We start from the raw sequence: 17,204 nt of genomic DNA, 5'->3' as shown, positions 1-17,204 counted from the left end.
GTCTTTTCTCTTATTGTCTCTAGTGCTTACCACAAGGCCAGTTGGGTGCTGACACCGCTGGTATCAACCCCGCCCAGCTCGGCAAAGTGATGCAACTGCCCCAGCAACTGCCGGATTGGCGGGCCAGATTTGGCGTGGGTATCGGTAATCACAATAAATTCCAGTACCCGTGCGCGTTCAGACTGACGCTGCTTGCTGACCCGGTAACGCGGTACATCCTGGGTTAACAGGCTGACCCGGCCACGTTTTAAATTGGCCTGCAACAAATCCACTGCACTGATATTGCCATCGGTGGAGTAACTGGTCAGGATATACCGTGCATTAATGGTCTCTAACAGTTTCTCATACGCTTCTTTGGCGTGCTTGGACGAGTTATACGGACTCGGACGCTCTTTGCGCCAGGCACGGTCAATGCCGCTCTTAAAGCCTTTGGTATCCGGGGTTGGTAAATCGACCTGATCCCACAAGGTTAAGGCATTTAACACATGATAGTTGCTGCTATAGGCATGCTGGTTATACGGCGGATCTAAATACGCCACATCCACTTCAAAACCGCTCATCTGGTTGGCCAGATGCTGGGCATCAACACACCACATTTCGGCAGCCGGACGTTTCGGATCACCAATTTCACAGAAGCGGCTTGGGGTTAACCACAGTAAAGACTCAATCCGTTCCAGTGCAGTCTGGGTTTTACCGCCCCAGCCATGATGGAAACTTTTAAAGACCCCGGAGGTGTTGCTGACAAAACTGGCCGAATACAGCAAAGGCGCCAGCAGCGCGCTCATCTCGACATCATCAATCGCGCCTTGCGCCTGCCAGGTGGCAATCTGCTGGCGGATGGCATCAATACGCATTCCGTTACGGCGTTTAAAGAATAAACGGTCACGGGTCGGATCATAAATTTCATCATTGCGTGGGCACAGGTTATGCGTGACCCAGCCTTTGACTTCCGGCAAACGGTTTAAATAATCAATTGCTTTCTGATAACCGCCCAGCTCTTTAAATGCCGGCGCTTCTACACAGGCCAAAATCGCATGATTCAGCGCATGGCTATACGGTTCCCAGTCATTGGCAATTACCCGATAGCCATTTTGACGGGCCAAGCGCGAAACCACGCCTGAACCGGCGAAAAAGTCAGCGAAGATCGGGGCGCGGCCGCCTTTGTTCAGGGTGCCAGTCTGCTCCAGCGCTTCCAGAATCAGATGTAACAGACGACGTTTATTCCCCAGATAAGGAACCAGCTGATGGAAAAGATATTCATCTGTCGTACGTGCGGCGTGACGACGTTTGTGATAAACCGTAGACTCTGAATTCATAACGTCTCTTGAGAAGGGGTTAACCTTAAGCGCACATCATCACCGAATTGAGTGACGTCGCAAAGTTTAAATCGAAGTTGTTGTGCCATACGCTCAAATTCTGCCTGAAACATGGCACGTGCAGACCGGCCTAACAGGGTCGGAGCCACATAACTGATCACTTCGTCGACCAATTGCTGCTGTAAAAAGGCGGTCGATAATGTTGCACCGGCTTCAATCAGCACATCATACAGCTGATACTGCTGCACCAAAGTTCGAAGTAATTGATCCAAAGGCTGAACCTCGAGCTGGATCACGCCCAGCGCTTCCAGCTCGGCCCGATACGGACCCATCACCATCACACTGTCCGGCTGCTCGAGCAGTTTGGCGGTTAAGGGTAAGCGTCCCTGACGGTCCAGCACCAGCCGTTTCGGCTGGGCAATGCTGCTGATGTCCTGATGTATCGCCAGCTGGCGGACATTGAGCTGACAGTCATCGGCCAGTACGGTTTCAATCCCGGTAATCACCACTGCTGAAATTGCGCGCCAGTGCTGCACATCCAGACGGGCCGGATTGCCGGTAATCCATTTCGATTCACCGGAGGCCATGGCAGTACGGCCATCCAGACTTGACGCCACTTTTAAGCGGACATAAGGCTGACCCGTGGCCATGGCTTTTAAAAAGCCCAGATTCAGCTGATGCGCCTGCTGTTCCAGCACGCCTACCTCCACCTGAATTCCGGCATCGCGCAGAATCTGCACGCCTTTACCAGCCACCAGCGGATTCGGATCAGGACAGGCCACTACCACTCTGGCCACACCGGCTTCGACCAGACCTTTGGCACAAGGCGGGGTACGTCCATAATGCGCACAAGGTTCCAGAGTCACGTAAGCGGTTGCACCGCGGGCGGCATCGCCGGCATCACGTAAGGCAAATACTTCGGCATGTGGCTGTCCGGCACGCGGATGATAGCCCTCACCCACCAGCTGTCCGTCTTTAACCAGCACACAGCCCACATTCGGATTCGGTTTGGTCGAGTACTGTCCGAGTCGTGCCAGTTCAATGGCACGCTGCATCCAGATTTGGTCTTGAGTTAACTCGGACATGTCACCACTCTTGCGCGTTGAGCTTAGTATTCACGTTGCTGCATTTGTTCAATTTGACGGCGGAAGGCTTCCACATCCTGAAAGTCCTGATACACCGAAGCAAAACGCACATAGGCCACATGATCCAGCGAGAATAAAGACTGCATGACAATTTCCCCGATGGTGCGTGATTTAACATCACGTTCGCCCAGACGGCGGATTTGCAGCTGGATATCACTGAGTACCGTTTCAATCTGTTCCTGAGTCACGGGACGTTTTTGCAAGGCATGCATTAATGAACGGCGCAGTTTGGCTTCATCAAAGGGCTCATTTTTACCGTCCGATTTAATGACGCGTGGCATCACCACTTCATAACTTTCAAAGGTGGTAAAACGTTCACCACAGCTAATACATTCACGACGTCGGCGAATTTGACAGCCTTCAGCTGCCAGCCGTGAATCAATCACTTTACTGTCTGCGGCGTTGCAAAATGGACAATGCATAGTGGTTTAATTGAACAAATCCAGTTGATTTGAGAGTGTAGCAAAAAAACAGGATTTTGTAGAGTTTTACGCAATATATAGAAAAAAAACAGCCCTTTTGGGCTGTTTTACACAATATATTGATTATGCTGCTGAAAGATTATTCAACCCGTTCACCATGCTGGCTTAAATCCAGACCCATGCGTTCATCATCAGATTCAACACGGATACCAATTACCAGATCAATCACTTTCAGGATGATGAAGGTTAATACTGCAGAGTACACAATGGTGGCAATCACACCTTCCACTTGCACCCACAGCTGACCCATCAGGCTGGCAGGTGCCGCATCGCCCATAATGAATTCGCTGGCAAAGAAGGCGGTTAAAATTGCACCTACAATACCACCCACGCCATGCAGGCCAAAGGCATCTAAAGAGTCATCGGCTTTCAGGGCACGTTTCAGTGCAGTAATCCCCCAGAAGCAGACCACGCCACCAATCAGCCCCATGGCTAAGGCACCACCGACGGTGACAAAACCTGCTGCCGGGGTAATGACCACCAGACCGGCCACAGCACCTGAAGCACCGCCTAATACAGAGGCTTTACCACGGACCACTTTTTCAGTCACTAACCAGGCCAGTGCGGCTGCAGCTGCGGCAACTTGAGTCACCACTAAAGCATAACCTGCTGAACCATTGGCGCCCAGCGCAGAACCACCATTGAAACCAAACCAGCCTACCCACAGCAAGCTTGCACCCACCACAGTTAAGGTCAGGTTGTGCGGTGCCATCGATTCACGGCCCAAGCCCATACGTTTGCCCAGCATATAGGCAGCCACCAGACCAGCCACACCAGAGTTAATGTGTACCACGGTACCACCAGCGAAATCCAGCGCGCCATCATTGCCTAACCAGCCGCCACCCCAGACCCAGTGGGTAATAGGTGCATAGACCACCACCACCCAGATGGCAATGAACGCAACAAAGGCCCCAAATTTCATCCTCTCTGCAATCGAACCGCTGATAATCGCCACGGTAATAATCGCAAAGGTCATCTGGAAGATCACGAACAGGATTTCAGGAATGGTGCCACTTAAGGCATCGGTGGTAATACCGGCCAGCATGAACTTGTCCAGGCTGCCAATAAAGGCATTACCTTCACCAAAGGCCAGGGTATAGCCAATAATTACCCAGACCAGACTGACCACTGCGGCCGCAACAAAACTGTGCGCCATGGTGCTGAGGACGTTTTTCTTGCGCACCATACCGCCATAGAACAGGGCCAAGCCCGGAATGGTCATAAGTAGGACAAGTGCTGTTGAGACCAGAATCCAGGCGGTATCACCAGTGTCTAACACAGCTTCTTCTTCAGCCGCTACCACTTCAGGCAAAGCAGTTTCTGTAGTGATGATATCGCTTGATTCAATAAGCGCAGGTTCCACAGTATCATTTACTGTGATTTGTTCTGAAGGAGTTGGCGCTGTTACGGCTTCTTCAGCCCAAGTAACAGAACCACCCAAAAGCGCGCCGGACAAGCCGAGCGCAAGTAGCATTTTTTTCATTCGTATCCCCCAACCTAGTTTTTGTGAGTTATTAGGTACTCAGCAAACTTCGTGCCAATCGCTTAAACAGCATCTGCACCTGTTTCACCTGTACGAATACGGATGACCTGTTCCAGATTCGTCACAAAAATTTTACCGTCACCGATTTTGCCGGTGCTTGCTACACGGGTGATTGATTCAATCACTGAATCCACCATCTCATCACTAATGGCGATTTCGATTTTCACTTTTGGTAGAAAATCAACAACATATTCTGCGCCACGATACAGTTCAGTATGACCTTTCTGACGACCGAAGCCTTTGACTTCAGTGACAGTGATCCCTTGAACACCAATTTCTGACAGTGCTTCACGCACGTCATCTAATTTAAAGGGTTTTACAATTGCAGTTACGAGCTTCATGTGTGTTTTCCTTCGGCTTATTTCACCAGTAAGGTTTTATGTTCAAATTTCATGCCAAAACTCCTAAGGTCGGGGGAAATTAGAAGTTACGGCATGTGATTTATTTATATCTTATTTTATACCTTTCTCATGCACCAATCTTCAAAAAATAAACATTTTTCTGTAGAGATTTACGATCTCCGGCATCGAATAAAACCATATTTCATCTGAAACACTATAGTCTGGGCCAGAGCAATGCTACACTGCGCTTTTCAGTCCACTGGAATGGAATTTATTATGATAGAAACCTTATTACAGGCCATCTTAGAACAGGTCGATCAACCGAAAAAAGATTTAGAACATAACCTGCGTGCCCTGCTAAACGAAGCCGTCAGCAAAATGGATCTGGTGTCCAAAGAAGAGCTGGACCGTCAGCGCACTGCACTGAATAATGCCAATCTTCGTTTAAATGAACTGCTACAGCAGGTAGAAGTACTCGAACAAAAGATTTTGAACAAATAATAAGCACCTTCTTAGTGCAACAAAAGACGCATAACGACCAAAAATAACGCACCAAAACGGAACATAACAACAATGTCTTTTGCCAAAATTTATACGCGGGGTCTGCTTGGACTGAATGCCCCGTCCATTGAAGTTGAAGTCCATTTAAGTCAGGGTCTGCCCTCCTTAACCATTGTCGGTCTGGCCGAAGCCGCGGTCCGTGAAAGTAAAGACCGGGTTCGCTCGGCCATTATTAACAGTGGTTTTCAGTTTCCCACCAAACGTTTGACCATTAATCTGGCCCCGGCCGATTTACCCAAAGATGGCTCACGTCTGGATTTACCGATTGCCTTAGGCATTTTGATTGCTTCCGGACAATTGCCCGAACAGGCCGCAGAAAACCTGGAATTTATTGGTGAACTGGCGCTGGATGGCCAGTTACGTCCGGTCACCGGGACTTTAAGTATTGCCATTGCCTGTAAGGCGGCTGGCCATCAACTGGTATTACCGGAACTCAATGCGCAGGAAGCCGCACAACTGCCTGACTTTCAGGTGTTTGCAGCCAGTCATCTGAAACAGGTCTGTGAGCATCTGGCGCAGGCTGCGCCCCTACAGCCATTTGCAGCAAGCTCGGAAACCCGCTTGGAGCGCTATGCTTTTGACCTGGCGGATGTCAAAGGACAGCTGCGACCTCGGCGTGCCCTGGAAATTGCCGCTGCCGGTGGCCATTCCTTGCTCTTTAAAGGTCCACCCGGTACAGGCAAGACTCTCTTGGCCTCACGTCTGGCCAGTATTTTGCCGCCCCTGAATATGCAGGAAAATCTTGAAGTTGCCAGTATTTATTCAATTGCCAATACCCCGCATCGCTTTGGACAGCGGCCATTTCGCGCCCCGCATCATACCGCTTCAGCGATTGCGCTGGTCGGTGGTGGCTCACATCCAAAACCGGGCGAAATTACCCTGGCCCATTTAGGTGTGCTGTTTTTAGATGAACTGCCGGAGTTTGACCGTAAAGTGCTGGAAGTATTGCGGCAGCCCTTGGAATCCAAGGAAATTGTAATTTCCCGGGCATTGCGGCAGATTACCTTTCCGGCCAGTTTCCAGCTGATTGCCGCGATGAACCCCTGCCCGTGTGGCTATGCGTTTAATCAGGATATTCGCTGCCAATGTTCCGCAGAAAGTATTAAACGCTACCAGAACCGGATTTCTGGCCCACTCCTGGACCGGATTGATTTGCATATTGATGTACCACCATTACAGGCCCATGAGTTACATGATAAAACTGCGGTGGAAAACTCAGATACGGTTCGCCAGCGGGTGATTCAGGCCTATGAACGGCAAATGCAACGCCAAGGTATGCTGAATATGAACTTAAGTCCAAAACAGCTGGAACAGTTTGCTGCCTTAGCCACACCAGCACAGAACATAATGGATCTGGCCCAGCAGCGCTTAAACCTGTCGGCTCGCGCCTATCATCGGGTCTTAAGAGTGGCGCGCAGTATTGCCGATTTGGCCGAAAGTAGCGAGATTCAAACTGCTCATTTATCGGAAGCGCTGTCTTATCGGGCGCAGTCCAGCCCATAAAACGCATCATTAAAAACAAGCTAAAAAAATAGCCCATTTCAAATGGGCTATTTTTTCAATGTGAAGCCTTAAATTAGAATGCCTTGGTCAATGTCACGACTGCACCTGTTTCTACGCCACGCTCAACCGCATCGGGTGTTCCTGGACCATAGTCAATATCTGAACCCACTGCAGCCAGTTCTGCAGTTAAGCCTTCAACACCGGCAAAGGCATAAGTTACGCCCAATTTCCAGTCCACATAGCTGTCATCATCACCAAAAATCTCTTCATCTGCCACGGTATAGCCTAAAGCCGCCACTCCACCAAAACCGGTCGCACCAAAAGGCACGCTATAGGTAGCATTGAAATACCAGGCATCTAAATCTGCGCCTAAAAAGTCATTGCTGTAGTTCACTGCGGTGAGCAAGCTGGCATCTTTGACCAGCACATCATTAAAGCCAAGTTTTGCATAGGCTTCTAACCAGTTTAAATCACTTTCACTTGGATAAGCGTAGTACCATAAGCCCACATCCAGTAATGGCTTGCTCGCAAATCCATCTAAGGTTGTGGCATAACCGATATATGGGTCCAGCTCTAAATGGGCCGTACCGCCGAAATCGACATTCGAGCCCCACACCCCGGCATATACACCAGATGCATGTGACAGCGCGAAACCGGCCTGTACTGCAGGATCATTAAAGGTTTGGGTCAGACCACGATAACGGTAATCTGAAGTCAGCGCTGCAGTACCGCTAAACGATAAAGCAGATGCCGAAGTGTCTTCTGCTGCAGCCACGCTGAAGCTGGCAGTTACGGCAACAAGCGCCAGTGAAAGTGTTTTGATAGAAAATTTCATTGTTTGATCCCCTGCTGCATATTTCAATGCTTTTGTGTATTTGTTTCACTCACACAGGAGATAGCAATCCCTATGCCAACACTGGCATCTGTTCAAAAAAAATAATTTCAATTTTCTTTTAACTAGTTTCAACCTATTATTTTATATAAACTTTTAATATCAGATAAAAACTTAAGAACAGCATGATACTTTTTCAATCCCACTGATGTGCTGATCCTTTCGCTGCGTTGGGAGATAAACCAGATCATTTATATTTGCTTACATCATGCGCTATTTTGAGTCGCTTAATCATGCAAAAGCCTTTTTACTGCTTAAAAAAAGTGCAATCTTGTATTCTACTAGAATGCACTGATTCACGAGGATGTTCTGATCATAGCTTCAACGAAATGCATAAAAAATTCAGCGAGATAAATCTTGTATGTACGTTTTACTCCCTGTAAAGTGCCAAATTTTCCACATCTTCACACTATCTAAAACCGCATAATCACAAATTATTTTTTGAATAAAAAGTATAAACACAGTACATTAAAGCGCGAAAATTGCCTTCCTGTTTTGAGAAGCAAATTTTCTGCAATATGACCCAGGAAGGGTGTTTTACAAGAGCAAGGATTGAAACTGTATACGCTAGCGTTTGCATTTTTCTCAAAGAAAAATGGATAAAACGGTATCTTTTTTACAAATTCCCTATAAAATTCTTCCGGTTTCTGGGTTCTTTTTAAACAAATTGAAACATAACATTCTGGATGAGGCTCTCTCCCAATGCTAAACGCGAAAAAATTAACATTAGCAGTCCTGGTACAAGCTGCTTTAATTTCTACAGCTGTTGCTAGCGAGCAAAGCGAAGCTAAAGGCTTTGTAGAAGACGCAAACGGTTCGGTTTTATTCCGTACAGGTTTTTTACATCGTGATAAAAAAGATGGTCTCACTAATGACACCAGTTCTGCTGCCCAAACAGCAATTGTCAATTTAGATTCAGGCTTTACTAAAGGTGTAATTGGTTTTGGTGCAGGGATTATTGGGGATGCTTCATTTAAACTCGGTAAAAATGGGCATACTGGTAACCAAATGATCCCAACTCATAGTCAAGATAATGCCGATGGAACTAAAGATGCCTATGATCATTGGGCACGTGGCGGCGCTTATGTAAAAGCACGTATTTCCAATACTGAAGTACGTTATGGTACCCAAGTTCTAGACCTGCCGGTATTGGCCAGCAACACGGCGCGTTTAGTTCCAGAATATTTCACTGGTGTTTTAGCCACGAGCCGTGAAATTGATGGCCTGGAATTAACTGCCGGTAAATTTACCAAAAACCAGTTCTCTGACCAGATTGCTACCGATCAAAATGATTTAGATCGTGCCATTGTGTGGGGTGCACGTTATCAGGTGAATGATCAGCTGAATACAGCGTATTTTGGTGTAGACAATAAAGACCGTTTAGAGCGTCACTATGCCAATGTTAACTATAAGCTTCCATTGGCAAACCAAAGCAGCCTGACCTTTGATTTTAGCGGTTACCACACTGATTGGGATCGTGAAGCAAATGGCAGCCTGTATTCTTATATTGGCTCGGCTGATGATAAATTCCAGAACTCGATCTGGGCGATTTCAACCGCTTATAACACTGGTCCACACAACATCATGTTGGCATACCAGCAAAATACAGGTAATGCAGGTTATGACTATAACCTGGGTGCGGGTGTTGCAGATGGTGGCCAAACCATTTATATGCCAAACTCCTACCTGTCTGATTTCATTGGTAACGATGAGAAATCTGTACAGCTTCAATATTCTTTAAACTTTGATCAATACGGTGTTCCTGGCCTGAACTGGACCAGCGCATTTGTGTATGGTTGGGATATTGATGCAAACCGTGCAGTACGTGCAAATCCAGCTGATCCAAACTCAGCTATTGTTGCTCGTGAACTCGTAGTGGATAACGCGATTGAACGTGAATTCTTTAACCAGGTGAAATACACCGTTCAATCTGGTTTTGCTAAAGATGCCAGCTTACGTGTACGTCATTCTTACTACCGTGCGAGTGATGAATACCAAGGAAGCTACATTGGTGACACCAATGAATGGCGTTTATTCCTAGACATCCCAGTGAAATTATTCTAATTTCCTAGCGAAGGTCTAAATCAAAAAAACCTGCACAGTGTGCAGGTTTTTTTATGGCGTCCTCACTAAACAAGACAGATCAGTGAGGGGGGGGAAAAGCCGTATTATTTTGCAGCTTCAATCGCTTTTAATACTTCAGCTTTGGCAACCTCTGCGCCTTCCCAACCGGTCAATTTCACCCATTTGCCTGGCTCTAAATCTTTATAGTGGGCAAAGAAGTGTTCAACCTGTTGAATCAGTAACGGTGGAAGATCGGTATATTCTTTCACGTCTTTGTAAATTGGAGTCAATTTGTCGTGCGGTACCGCGATCAGTTTCGCATCAATACCACCGTCATCTTCCATGTTCAATTTACCGACCGGGCGGCAACGAATTACTGAACCTGGTTCAACCGGATGTGGTGTTACCACCAATACGTCTAATGGGTCACCATCTTCAGACAAAGTATTTGGTACATAACCGTAGTTTGCTGGGTAGAACATTGCAGTACCCATGAAACGGTCTACAAATAACGCATCAGAATCTTTATCAATTTCGTATTTGATTGGCGCTGCATTGGCAGGAATTTCAATGATTACATAGATATCATTTGGCGCATCTTTACCCGCTGGGATATTGCTGTAGCTCATGGCATCACTCTTTCACAAATTAAATTTTTTAAACCGCGTCAATTATAACGGGTTTCGGCTATTAATGACTTCGCGATTATACATTCATGACATAAAAATAGATATTTTGCTGTGCAATCACGCGGTCAGTTTAATCACCAGCAGCAATAAACAGATCGGGCAAAGTAACGATAATAACCAGATAATCGAGCGCAACGTCGCCCAGTTGGCCAGATAACACAGCCCGTACAGCAGACGAAACACCAGATAGGCAATGCCAAAGGTCATAATAATAAACTGCGGAATCACCATATATTCGGCCAGTAAAATGGCGGCAATAAACAGCGGCAAACTTTCAAAGCTGTTTTGCTGGGCAGCATTGGCACGCGCCGCCAGACCGGTGGTATTGGCTAAAAAAGAACGTGGATTTTGATTATCTTCAGATTTAAAGCCGCCAGCCATTTTTGCAATTACTGCAAATAAATAAGGCAACAGGCAGGCGATTAGAATCAGATAGACGATTCCACTAATACTTTGCATCTATTTTTTCTCGTCGGAATTCTTCAAAACTTTATCATAGCATGGTGTTTTAAGCATAAATTTTGTTAAATAGGGTGTTTTTATTCATTGTGTAGGATTCATGATGGTCAATCCTGATCAAAAAGAAATGTTCGATGTACTTGAAAAACAGCGCCAGCATCAGCTGCAAGTCGATCGGGCCTTAAAAATTGTGATTCCCATTGTGGCCTTTTTATTAACGGTCATCTGTTCCAACCTGAACATCTGGTCAACCCTGTTTACCTTTGTGGTGCTGTGGGTGGCCCTGTATGCGGTGGGAATTAAACGTCTGCCTTTATGGCACTGGGTGACCGTAATTCTGGTGTATTGCCTGATTGATAATATTTTAAGTTATGGCAGCTTCCATTCCTCCGGTTTTAGCCGTCAGTTTGGCTCGATGTTTATTTTCCTCGGGGTGATGGGGGTTGGACGTCCTTACTTCGACCGCTGGCTAATGAAAAAAGAGAATTAAAAAAAGCGCCCTTAGGCGCTTTTTTTATTGCAGAATTTATGCAGTCTTACGTAGGTCTTTACGCAGGATTTTACCTACGTTAGATTTCGGTAATTCATCCATAAATTCAACATAACGTGGGCGTTTATAACCGGTCAGGTTTTCTTTGGCAAAGGCCAGAACTTCTTCAGTCGTCAATGAAGGATCTTTCTTCACAACGAACAGTTTTGGCACTTCACCTGATTTTTCATCTGGTACACCAATTGCAGCCACTTCCAGTACTTTTGGATGTTTCGCCACGACTTCTTCAATTTCAGAAGGATAAACGTTAAAGCCAGATACCAGAATCATGTCTTTCTTACGGTCAACAATCTTCACATAGCCTCGTGAATCCATAACACCAATGTCACCTGTACGGAAGAAACCATTAATCATCACTTTGTCGGTTTCATCTGGACGGTTCCAATAGCCTTTCATGACTTGTGGACCACGGATTGAAATTTCACCCTGCTCGCCCAATGCTACTTCATTGCCGGCATCATCCAGAATTGCCACTTCAGTTAATGGCAATGGAATACCAATCGTACCGCTGAATTCTTCAGACGCTGGCGGGTTCGCGGTAGCCACCGGTGAAGTTTCAGATAAACCGTAACCCTCAATGATGTTGGTGCCAGTCACTTTTTTCCAGGCTTCCGCTGTAGATGGTAATACAGCCATACCGCCGCCCATCGCCATTTTCAATCGGCTGTGATCAAGCTGTTTAAACTCTTCATTGTTCACAAGTGCATTGAATAAGGTGTTCACCGCAGGGAAGAAAGTTGGTTGATATTTGCGTAATTCTTTCATTACCGCAGGTAAGTCACGCGGGTTTGGAATCAATACGTTTGCCTGACCTTTATACATCCCGTAAAGCGCGCACACCATAAATGCAAAAATGTGATACAGCGGCAATGCACAGAAAATACGGTCATCTGGCTGACCATCTTGCGCACCAAATTTACTTTGGAAAATACCATCGCATTGCAGCATGTTTGCCACAAGGTTGCGATGCGTTAATTCTGCACCTTTAGATACCCCTGTCGTACCACCAGTATATTGCAGTACTGCCGTATCGCTTAGGGTCAGGTTTGGACGCTTGTAGTTGCTGACATTGGCTTTCGACATGGCCGCATTGAACTTGACATGGCCCGGAAGATCCCACGCCGGAATCTGTTTACGCACTGAGCGTAAGACAAAGTTCACCAACGTACCTTTTAGGGTGCCCAGCATGTCACCTACAGAGGCAACCACGACGTGCTTGACTGGGGTTTTACCTAGAATCGCCTGATATACAGAAGCGAAGTTTTCAATAATCACCAGCACTTCTGCGCCAGAGTCATTTAACTGATGCTCAAGTTCACGTGAGGTATACAGCGGGTTTACATTCACCAGCACCAGACCGGCACGGAATACACCCAACGCCACCACTGGATATTGAAGAACGTTTGGCATCATCACTGCAACACGTGTGCCTTTGGCCAAGCCCAGACCTTGCAAATAGCTTGCAAATTTGCGGCTTGCTTCTTCCAGTTCAGCAAAGGTCAGCACTTTATCCATAAAGATAAAGGCATCACGTGAACCAAACTTCTGGAAATTACGTTCAAAGATATCAACCAGTGACGTATTCTCCGGTGGCAACTCTACAGTTTCTGGAATCCCTGTCTTTCGGTATTCTTCAAACCAAATTTTTTCCATAATGCCAATCTCTCCAATCAGTAATCCTTAGTATTCAACTGTTTTATACACTGCCGCACTTCATTTTTTGGCTTGTTTATGTACAGCAGTGGATCCATTTTCACGAATTCGATTCATATATAACGTATTTTATGTAAACAACGCTAGTCTTATCTCTGAATCAACAGTTTATTTGCTTTTTGATATCCCCGTGGTAAAAGCTGTCCCTTAGTTCCTCTCTTACCGATATACTTCTGCAAGTCATCACCTTTTAATTTTAACTGCTGCTGTCCTGCAAACACTTGAATTATTTCATCTAAATTTAGCATTGTCATGGATACAATCTGATCTTTCGGTTCAAGTTGTATCAATTTATTACCTTTACCTTTGTTCAGCACCGGTAATTCTGCCAGATCAACAATCAGTAAACGGCCGGCAGAACTGAGTAGCGCAACATGACTGAACTGCTCAATAGTTTGCAGATTCATCACGCTGGCACCTTCAGACAGGCTCAGGAAAGCCTTACCGGCTTTGGCATTGGTATCCAGCTGTTTGGCTTGGGTTTTAAAGCCATAACCTTTGCTGCTCATGACCAGAATTTCAGCCTGATCTTCTGCCACAAACACCTGTTTAAAGCCGACCCCGCTGGCCGGTGATAAACGTGAACTGAGCGGTTCACCCAAACCACGCGCCGATGGCAGGCTGTTAATGGCCACACCATAACTGCGTCCAGTGTCATCCAGCACATAGGCACGCTGGTTGGATTTGCCTTGGGCGTGACTTAAATACTGGTCACCAGCGCGGAAATTCAGGTTTTCGGCATCGACATCATGGCCTTTGGCACAGCGAATCCAGCCAGCTTCAGACAGCACCACGGTTACCGGATCAGCCGGCAGCATGTCCTGTTCATTAATGGCAGTGGCTTCAGCGCGCTGCACGATTGGTGAACGGCGGTCATCACCAAACTTTTTGGCGTCGTCTTTTAACTCCGTAATAATCAGGTTTTTTAATGATTCCGGATTGGCCAACTGTTCACGAATTGTGGCAGCTTTGGCCTCGAGTTCTTCCTGTTCGCGACGGATTTCCATTTCTTCCAGTCGGGCCAGATGGCGCAACTTGAGTTCCAAAATGGCTTCAGCCTGAATCTCATCAATACCAAAGTGCGCCATCAGCTCTGCTTTGGGATGATCTTCTTCGCGGATAATGCGGATCACGGTATCAATGTCTAAATAGGCAATCAGCAAGCCGGCCAGAATATGCAGGCGTTTTTCAATCTTGTTCAGATGATATTGCAGGCGGCGTGTGACGGTATGTTTACGAATCTCGATCCATTCCAATAAAATCTGGCGAATCGATTTCACCTGTGGACGACCATCGGCACCAATCATGTTCATGTTGACCCGATAGCTTGATTCCAGATCGGTGGTTGCAAACAGATGGCTCATCACTGCATCGGCATCAATCCGGTTGGAACGCAGCACAATCACCAGACGGGTCGGATTTTTATGGTCCGACTCATCCCGTACATCGGTCACCAGTGGTAGCTTTTTGGCCTGCATCTGGTCAGCAATCTGGGTAATGACTTTTGAGCCAGAGACCTGATACGGTAAATCACTGATAACAATTTCATTTTTTTCAATGGTATACACCGCACGCATGCGATAACTGCCGCGTCCAGTGGTCTGAATCTTTAACAGTTCATCTGGCGGGGTAATTACTTCAGCCCGGGTCGGTAAATCCGGGCCAGGAATATATTCTGCAACCTTGCTATCGCTTAAATTCGGATTACGGATCAGGGCGATGGTGCCTTTAATGATTTCACGCAAGTTGTGCGGCGGAATATCGGTGGCCATACCCACGGCAATGCCGGTGGTGCCATTGAGCAGGATATTTGGAACCCGTGCCGGCAAGGTCACTGGCTCTTTTAGGGAACCATCAAAGTTGTCCTGCCAGTCGCAGGTGCCCTGACCGAGTTCAGACAGTAACAGGTCACTATATGCGGATAATTTGGCTTCGGTATAACGCATTGCGGCAAAGGATTTTGGATCATCCGGTGAACCCCAGTTGCCCTGCCCTTCAATAAATGGATAACGATAGCTAAACGGCTGCGCCATTAACACCATGGCTTCATAACAGGCCAAGTCACCATGCGGATGGTACTTACCCAGCACATCACCGACCGTACGTGCAGATTTTTTTGGTTTACTGCTTGGCTTGAGACCCAGCTCGCTCATGGCATAGACGATACGGCGCTGTACCGGTTTCAGGCCATCGCTGATATGAGGCAATGCACGGTCCATAATCACGTACATGGCATAGCTGAGATATGCTTGTTCAGTAAATTCTGCTACGGAACGGTTTTCTGTCGCATGATGCGCGAGGCTTGTCATAACAACCTGTAATCCTAAATTAATGCGTTATAGTTTTGACGTTCTTATGCTATGCCGCAGCCGCGGCCAGCACAAGGGTAGCCGATCACACTCTGCGACAATTTATGTCTTATGGCGTAAAAATATCCATTTTAGGCGCGTCAATCAACTGAAAAATACACAAGTCTGACTGCACGTTGAAAAACATATTCCAGAAATAAAAAAGATGCGCCGGCACAATAGCCAGCGCATCTTGCATTGTCTGTATGAGCGGCTGCTTATAAACCAATCGACTCCAGGGTCTTGCCGCGGGTTTCCTCACCCAGCAGCACAATCACCAGTGCCACGGCCAGCAGCACCGCGGTAAACATCATAAATACATAGCTAAAGCCGTTGTGCATCACCATCATCTGGGTCACCACCAAAGGCGCAACAATACCGCCCATACGGCCCACCGCCGAAGCCCAGCCGGAACCAAAGGCACGGATATTGGTTGGATACTGTTCCGGCGTATAGGTATACAGCACACCCCAGGCGCCTAAATTAAAAAACGACATCAGGCATCCCCAGAACACAATCATGCCGACGCTGCTGGCCTGTCCAAAGAAGTAGGCTGATACCGCACACAGCCCAATAAAGCCGGCCAGTGTGGCTTTGCGGCCAAGTTTTTCTACCAGCCAGGCCGCCGCAATATAACCCGGCAACTGCGCCAGAATCATGATCAGCACATATTCAAAGGACTGCACAATAGTATAGCCTTCCTTGACCAGCAGACTTGGCAGCCAGGTAAAAATGCCATAATAGGAATAGACAATGCCGAACCAGATCAGCCACAGCATGAGGGTACGACGCGCAAATGGCCCCGACCACAGCTGGGCAAAAGAAATATTCTGTTTGGCGGCCACCGGTTTCACTTCCAGCTGTTCAATCACCTCGACACCGCAGCGGCGTTCCAGACTTTGTACTAGTTTGTGCGCTTCTTCGACCCGGCCGCGGTTAATCAAATACGGCACCGATTCCGGTACTTTTTTCCAGATGACCCAGGCATAGAGCGCCGGTAAGCCACCAATTAAAAAGGCCATATGCCAGTCAAAGGTCGGAATCACAAAATAAGACACCAGCGCCGCACAGAGCCAGCCCAGCCCCCAGAAGCTTTCCAGCAGCACAATAAAACGGCCCCGCACATGCGCCGGAATATATTCACTGACCAAAGTCACCGCAACCGGCAACTGCCCGCCCAGCCCTAAACCGACAATAAAGCGGAAAAACAGTAACCAGCTTAAATTTGGGGCAAAGGCACAGGCCGCTGTGGCCAGGCTATAAATCACCAGGGTCGTGGCAAATACGGTTTTACGCCCAATCCGGTCGGCCAACCCGCCGGAGAACACCGCACCAATGGCCATGCCAACAAAACCAATTGACACCACCCAGCCTTTTTCTGCCGGGCTCATTTGCCAGTCTTCCGCCATTTTGGCCAGAATAAAGGAGATTAAACCGGTATCCATGGCATCAAACATCCAGCCCAGTCCGATGACCCATAGCAAGGTATAGTGGAACTTACCAATCGGTAAGCGTTGTACACGAGAAACTAGATCCATAATAAACGCTCTGACAGGGTGGAGAGGAAAACGCGGATGGCGCGCCTGGTTATTGTTATG

At 47.2% G+C, this 17,204-nt stretch carries 15 protein-coding genes; 4 read left to right on the top strand and 11 right to left on the bottom strand.

What is annotated here, in order from left to right; genetic code table 11:
• Positions 1-26: 26 nt before the first annotated feature.
• The 5 genes from VF685_RS05595 to glnK all read right to left on the bottom strand — a co-directional run bounded on the left by VF685_RS05595 (position 27) and on the right by glnK (position 4,827).
• Positions 27-1,316 (bottom strand): DNA adenine methylase, encoded by a 1,290-nt coding sequence (locus tag VF685_RS05595; RefSeq protein ID WP_005181555.1) that lies wholly within the window; start codon positions 1,314-1,316, stop codon positions 27-29.
• Positions 1,313-2,401, bottom strand: coding sequence for a bifunctional diaminohydroxyphosphoribosylaminopyrimidine deaminase/5-amino-6-(5-phosphoribosylamino)uracil reductase RibD (gene ribD / locus VF685_RS05590; RefSeq protein WP_075167832.1), 1,089 nt, complete (start codon positions 2,399-2,401; stop codon positions 1,313-1,315). The genes VF685_RS05595 and ribD overlap by 4 nt, the downstream gene beginning before the upstream one ends.
• 23 nt (positions 2,402-2,424) lie before the next feature.
• Positions 2,425-2,883 carry a transcriptional regulator NrdR gene (gene nrdR, locus VF685_RS05585; RefSeq protein WP_005181550.1) on the bottom strand — a complete coding sequence of 153 codons (459 nt, stop codon included), beginning with the start codon at positions 2,881-2,883 and terminating at the stop codon, positions 2,425-2,427.
• Positions 2,884-3,022: 139 nt separating this feature from the next.
• Positions 3,023-4,426 (bottom strand): ammonium transporter, encoded by a 1,404-nt coding sequence (locus VF685_RS05580; RefSeq protein WP_005181548.1) that lies wholly within the window; start codon positions 4,424-4,426, stop codon positions 3,023-3,025.
• Positions 4,427-4,488: 62 nt separating this feature from the next.
• Complete coding sequence (glnK, locus tag VF685_RS05575) at positions 4,489-4,827, bottom strand: P-II family nitrogen regulator (RefSeq protein ID WP_004650081.1); 339 nt, start codon at positions 4,825-4,827, stop codon at positions 4,489-4,491.
• 276 nt (positions 4,828-5,103) lie between these two features.
• On the opposite strand from glnK, the gene VF685_RS05570 reads away from it, so the two are divergent.
• Together VF685_RS05570 and VF685_RS05565 are read left to right on the top strand one after the other, a co-directional pair.
• Positions 5,104-5,328, top strand: a complete 225-nt coding sequence (locus VF685_RS05570; RefSeq protein ID WP_440203585.1) for an accessory factor UbiK family protein — start codon at positions 5,104-5,106, stop codon at positions 5,326-5,328.
• Between the two features lie 72 nt (positions 5,329-5,400).
• Positions 5,401-6,891: a YifB family Mg chelatase-like AAA ATPase gene (locus VF685_RS05565; RefSeq protein WP_440203584.1), complete on the top strand. Its 1,491-nt coding sequence runs from the start codon at positions 5,401-5,403 to the stop codon at positions 6,889-6,891.
• Positions 6,892-6,964: 73 nt separating this feature from the next.
• Here the strand turns inward: VF685_RS05565 and VF685_RS05560 are convergent, their stop codons facing one another.
• Positions 6,965-7,726 carry a TorF family putative porin gene (locus VF685_RS05560; protein WP_045795372.1) on the bottom strand — a complete coding sequence of 254 codons (762 nt, stop codon included), beginning with the start codon at positions 7,724-7,726 and terminating at the stop codon, positions 6,965-6,967.
• A 759-nt stretch (positions 7,727-8,485) separates the two neighbouring features.
• Between VF685_RS05560 and VF685_RS05555 the strand changes: the two genes are divergently transcribed.
• Positions 8,486-9,847: an OprD family outer membrane porin gene (locus VF685_RS05555; protein ID WP_440203583.1), complete on the top strand. Its 1,362-nt coding sequence runs from the start codon at positions 8,486-8,488 to the stop codon at positions 9,845-9,847.
• A gap of 104 nt (positions 9,848-9,951) precedes the next feature.
• Here VF685_RS05555 and ppa read toward each other — a convergent pair whose 3' ends face one another.
• Positions 9,952-10,476 carry an inorganic diphosphatase gene (gene ppa / locus VF685_RS05550; protein WP_016659718.1) on the bottom strand — a complete coding sequence of 175 codons (525 nt, stop codon included), beginning with the start codon at positions 10,474-10,476 and terminating at the stop codon, positions 9,952-9,954.
• 117 nt (positions 10,477-10,593) lie between these two features.
• Entirely contained in the window at positions 10,594-10,995 is a 402-nt protein-coding gene (locus VF685_RS05545; protein ID WP_005181530.1) for an MAPEG family protein, read from the bottom strand.
• 103 nt (positions 10,996-11,098) lie between these two features.
• Here VF685_RS05545 and VF685_RS05540 point away from each other — a divergent pair, with 103 nt between their 5' ends.
• Positions 11,099-11,485, top strand: a complete 387-nt coding sequence (locus VF685_RS05540) for a hypothetical protein (RefSeq protein ID WP_016659719.1) — start codon at positions 11,099-11,101, stop codon at positions 11,483-11,485.
• Positions 11,486-11,521: 36 nt separating this feature from the next.
• Here VF685_RS05540 and VF685_RS05535 read toward each other — a convergent pair whose 3' ends face one another.
• From VF685_RS05535 to niaP, 3 genes are all read right to left on the bottom strand, one after another.
• A complete protein-coding gene (locus VF685_RS05535; RefSeq protein WP_104473383.1) occupies positions 11,522-13,198 on the bottom strand; it encodes an AMP-binding protein in 1,677 nt (558 codons plus the stop codon).
• Positions 13,199-13,347: 149 nt separating this feature from the next.
• Positions 13,348-15,567: a DNA topoisomerase IV subunit A gene (gene parC / locus VF685_RS05530; RefSeq protein WP_075174924.1), complete on the bottom strand. Its 2,220-nt coding sequence runs from the start codon at positions 15,565-15,567 to the stop codon at positions 13,348-13,350.
• Positions 15,568-15,824: 257 nt separating this feature from the next.
• Positions 15,825-17,144 (bottom strand): niacin transporter NiaP, encoded by a 1,320-nt coding sequence (gene niaP, locus VF685_RS05525; RefSeq protein WP_005181520.1) that lies wholly within the window; start codon positions 17,142-17,144, stop codon positions 15,825-15,827.
• Between the last annotated feature and the right edge of the window lie 60 nt (positions 17,145-17,204).

The organism is Acinetobacter sp. Brlt_5 (genome assembly GCF_051949055.1).
GTDB lineage: Bacteria > Pseudomonadota > Gammaproteobacteria > Pseudomonadales > Moraxellaceae > Acinetobacter > Acinetobacter indicus.
Note: the sequence above shows the minus strand (reverse complement) of the source record. Positions and strands in the feature narration are given on the sequence as shown.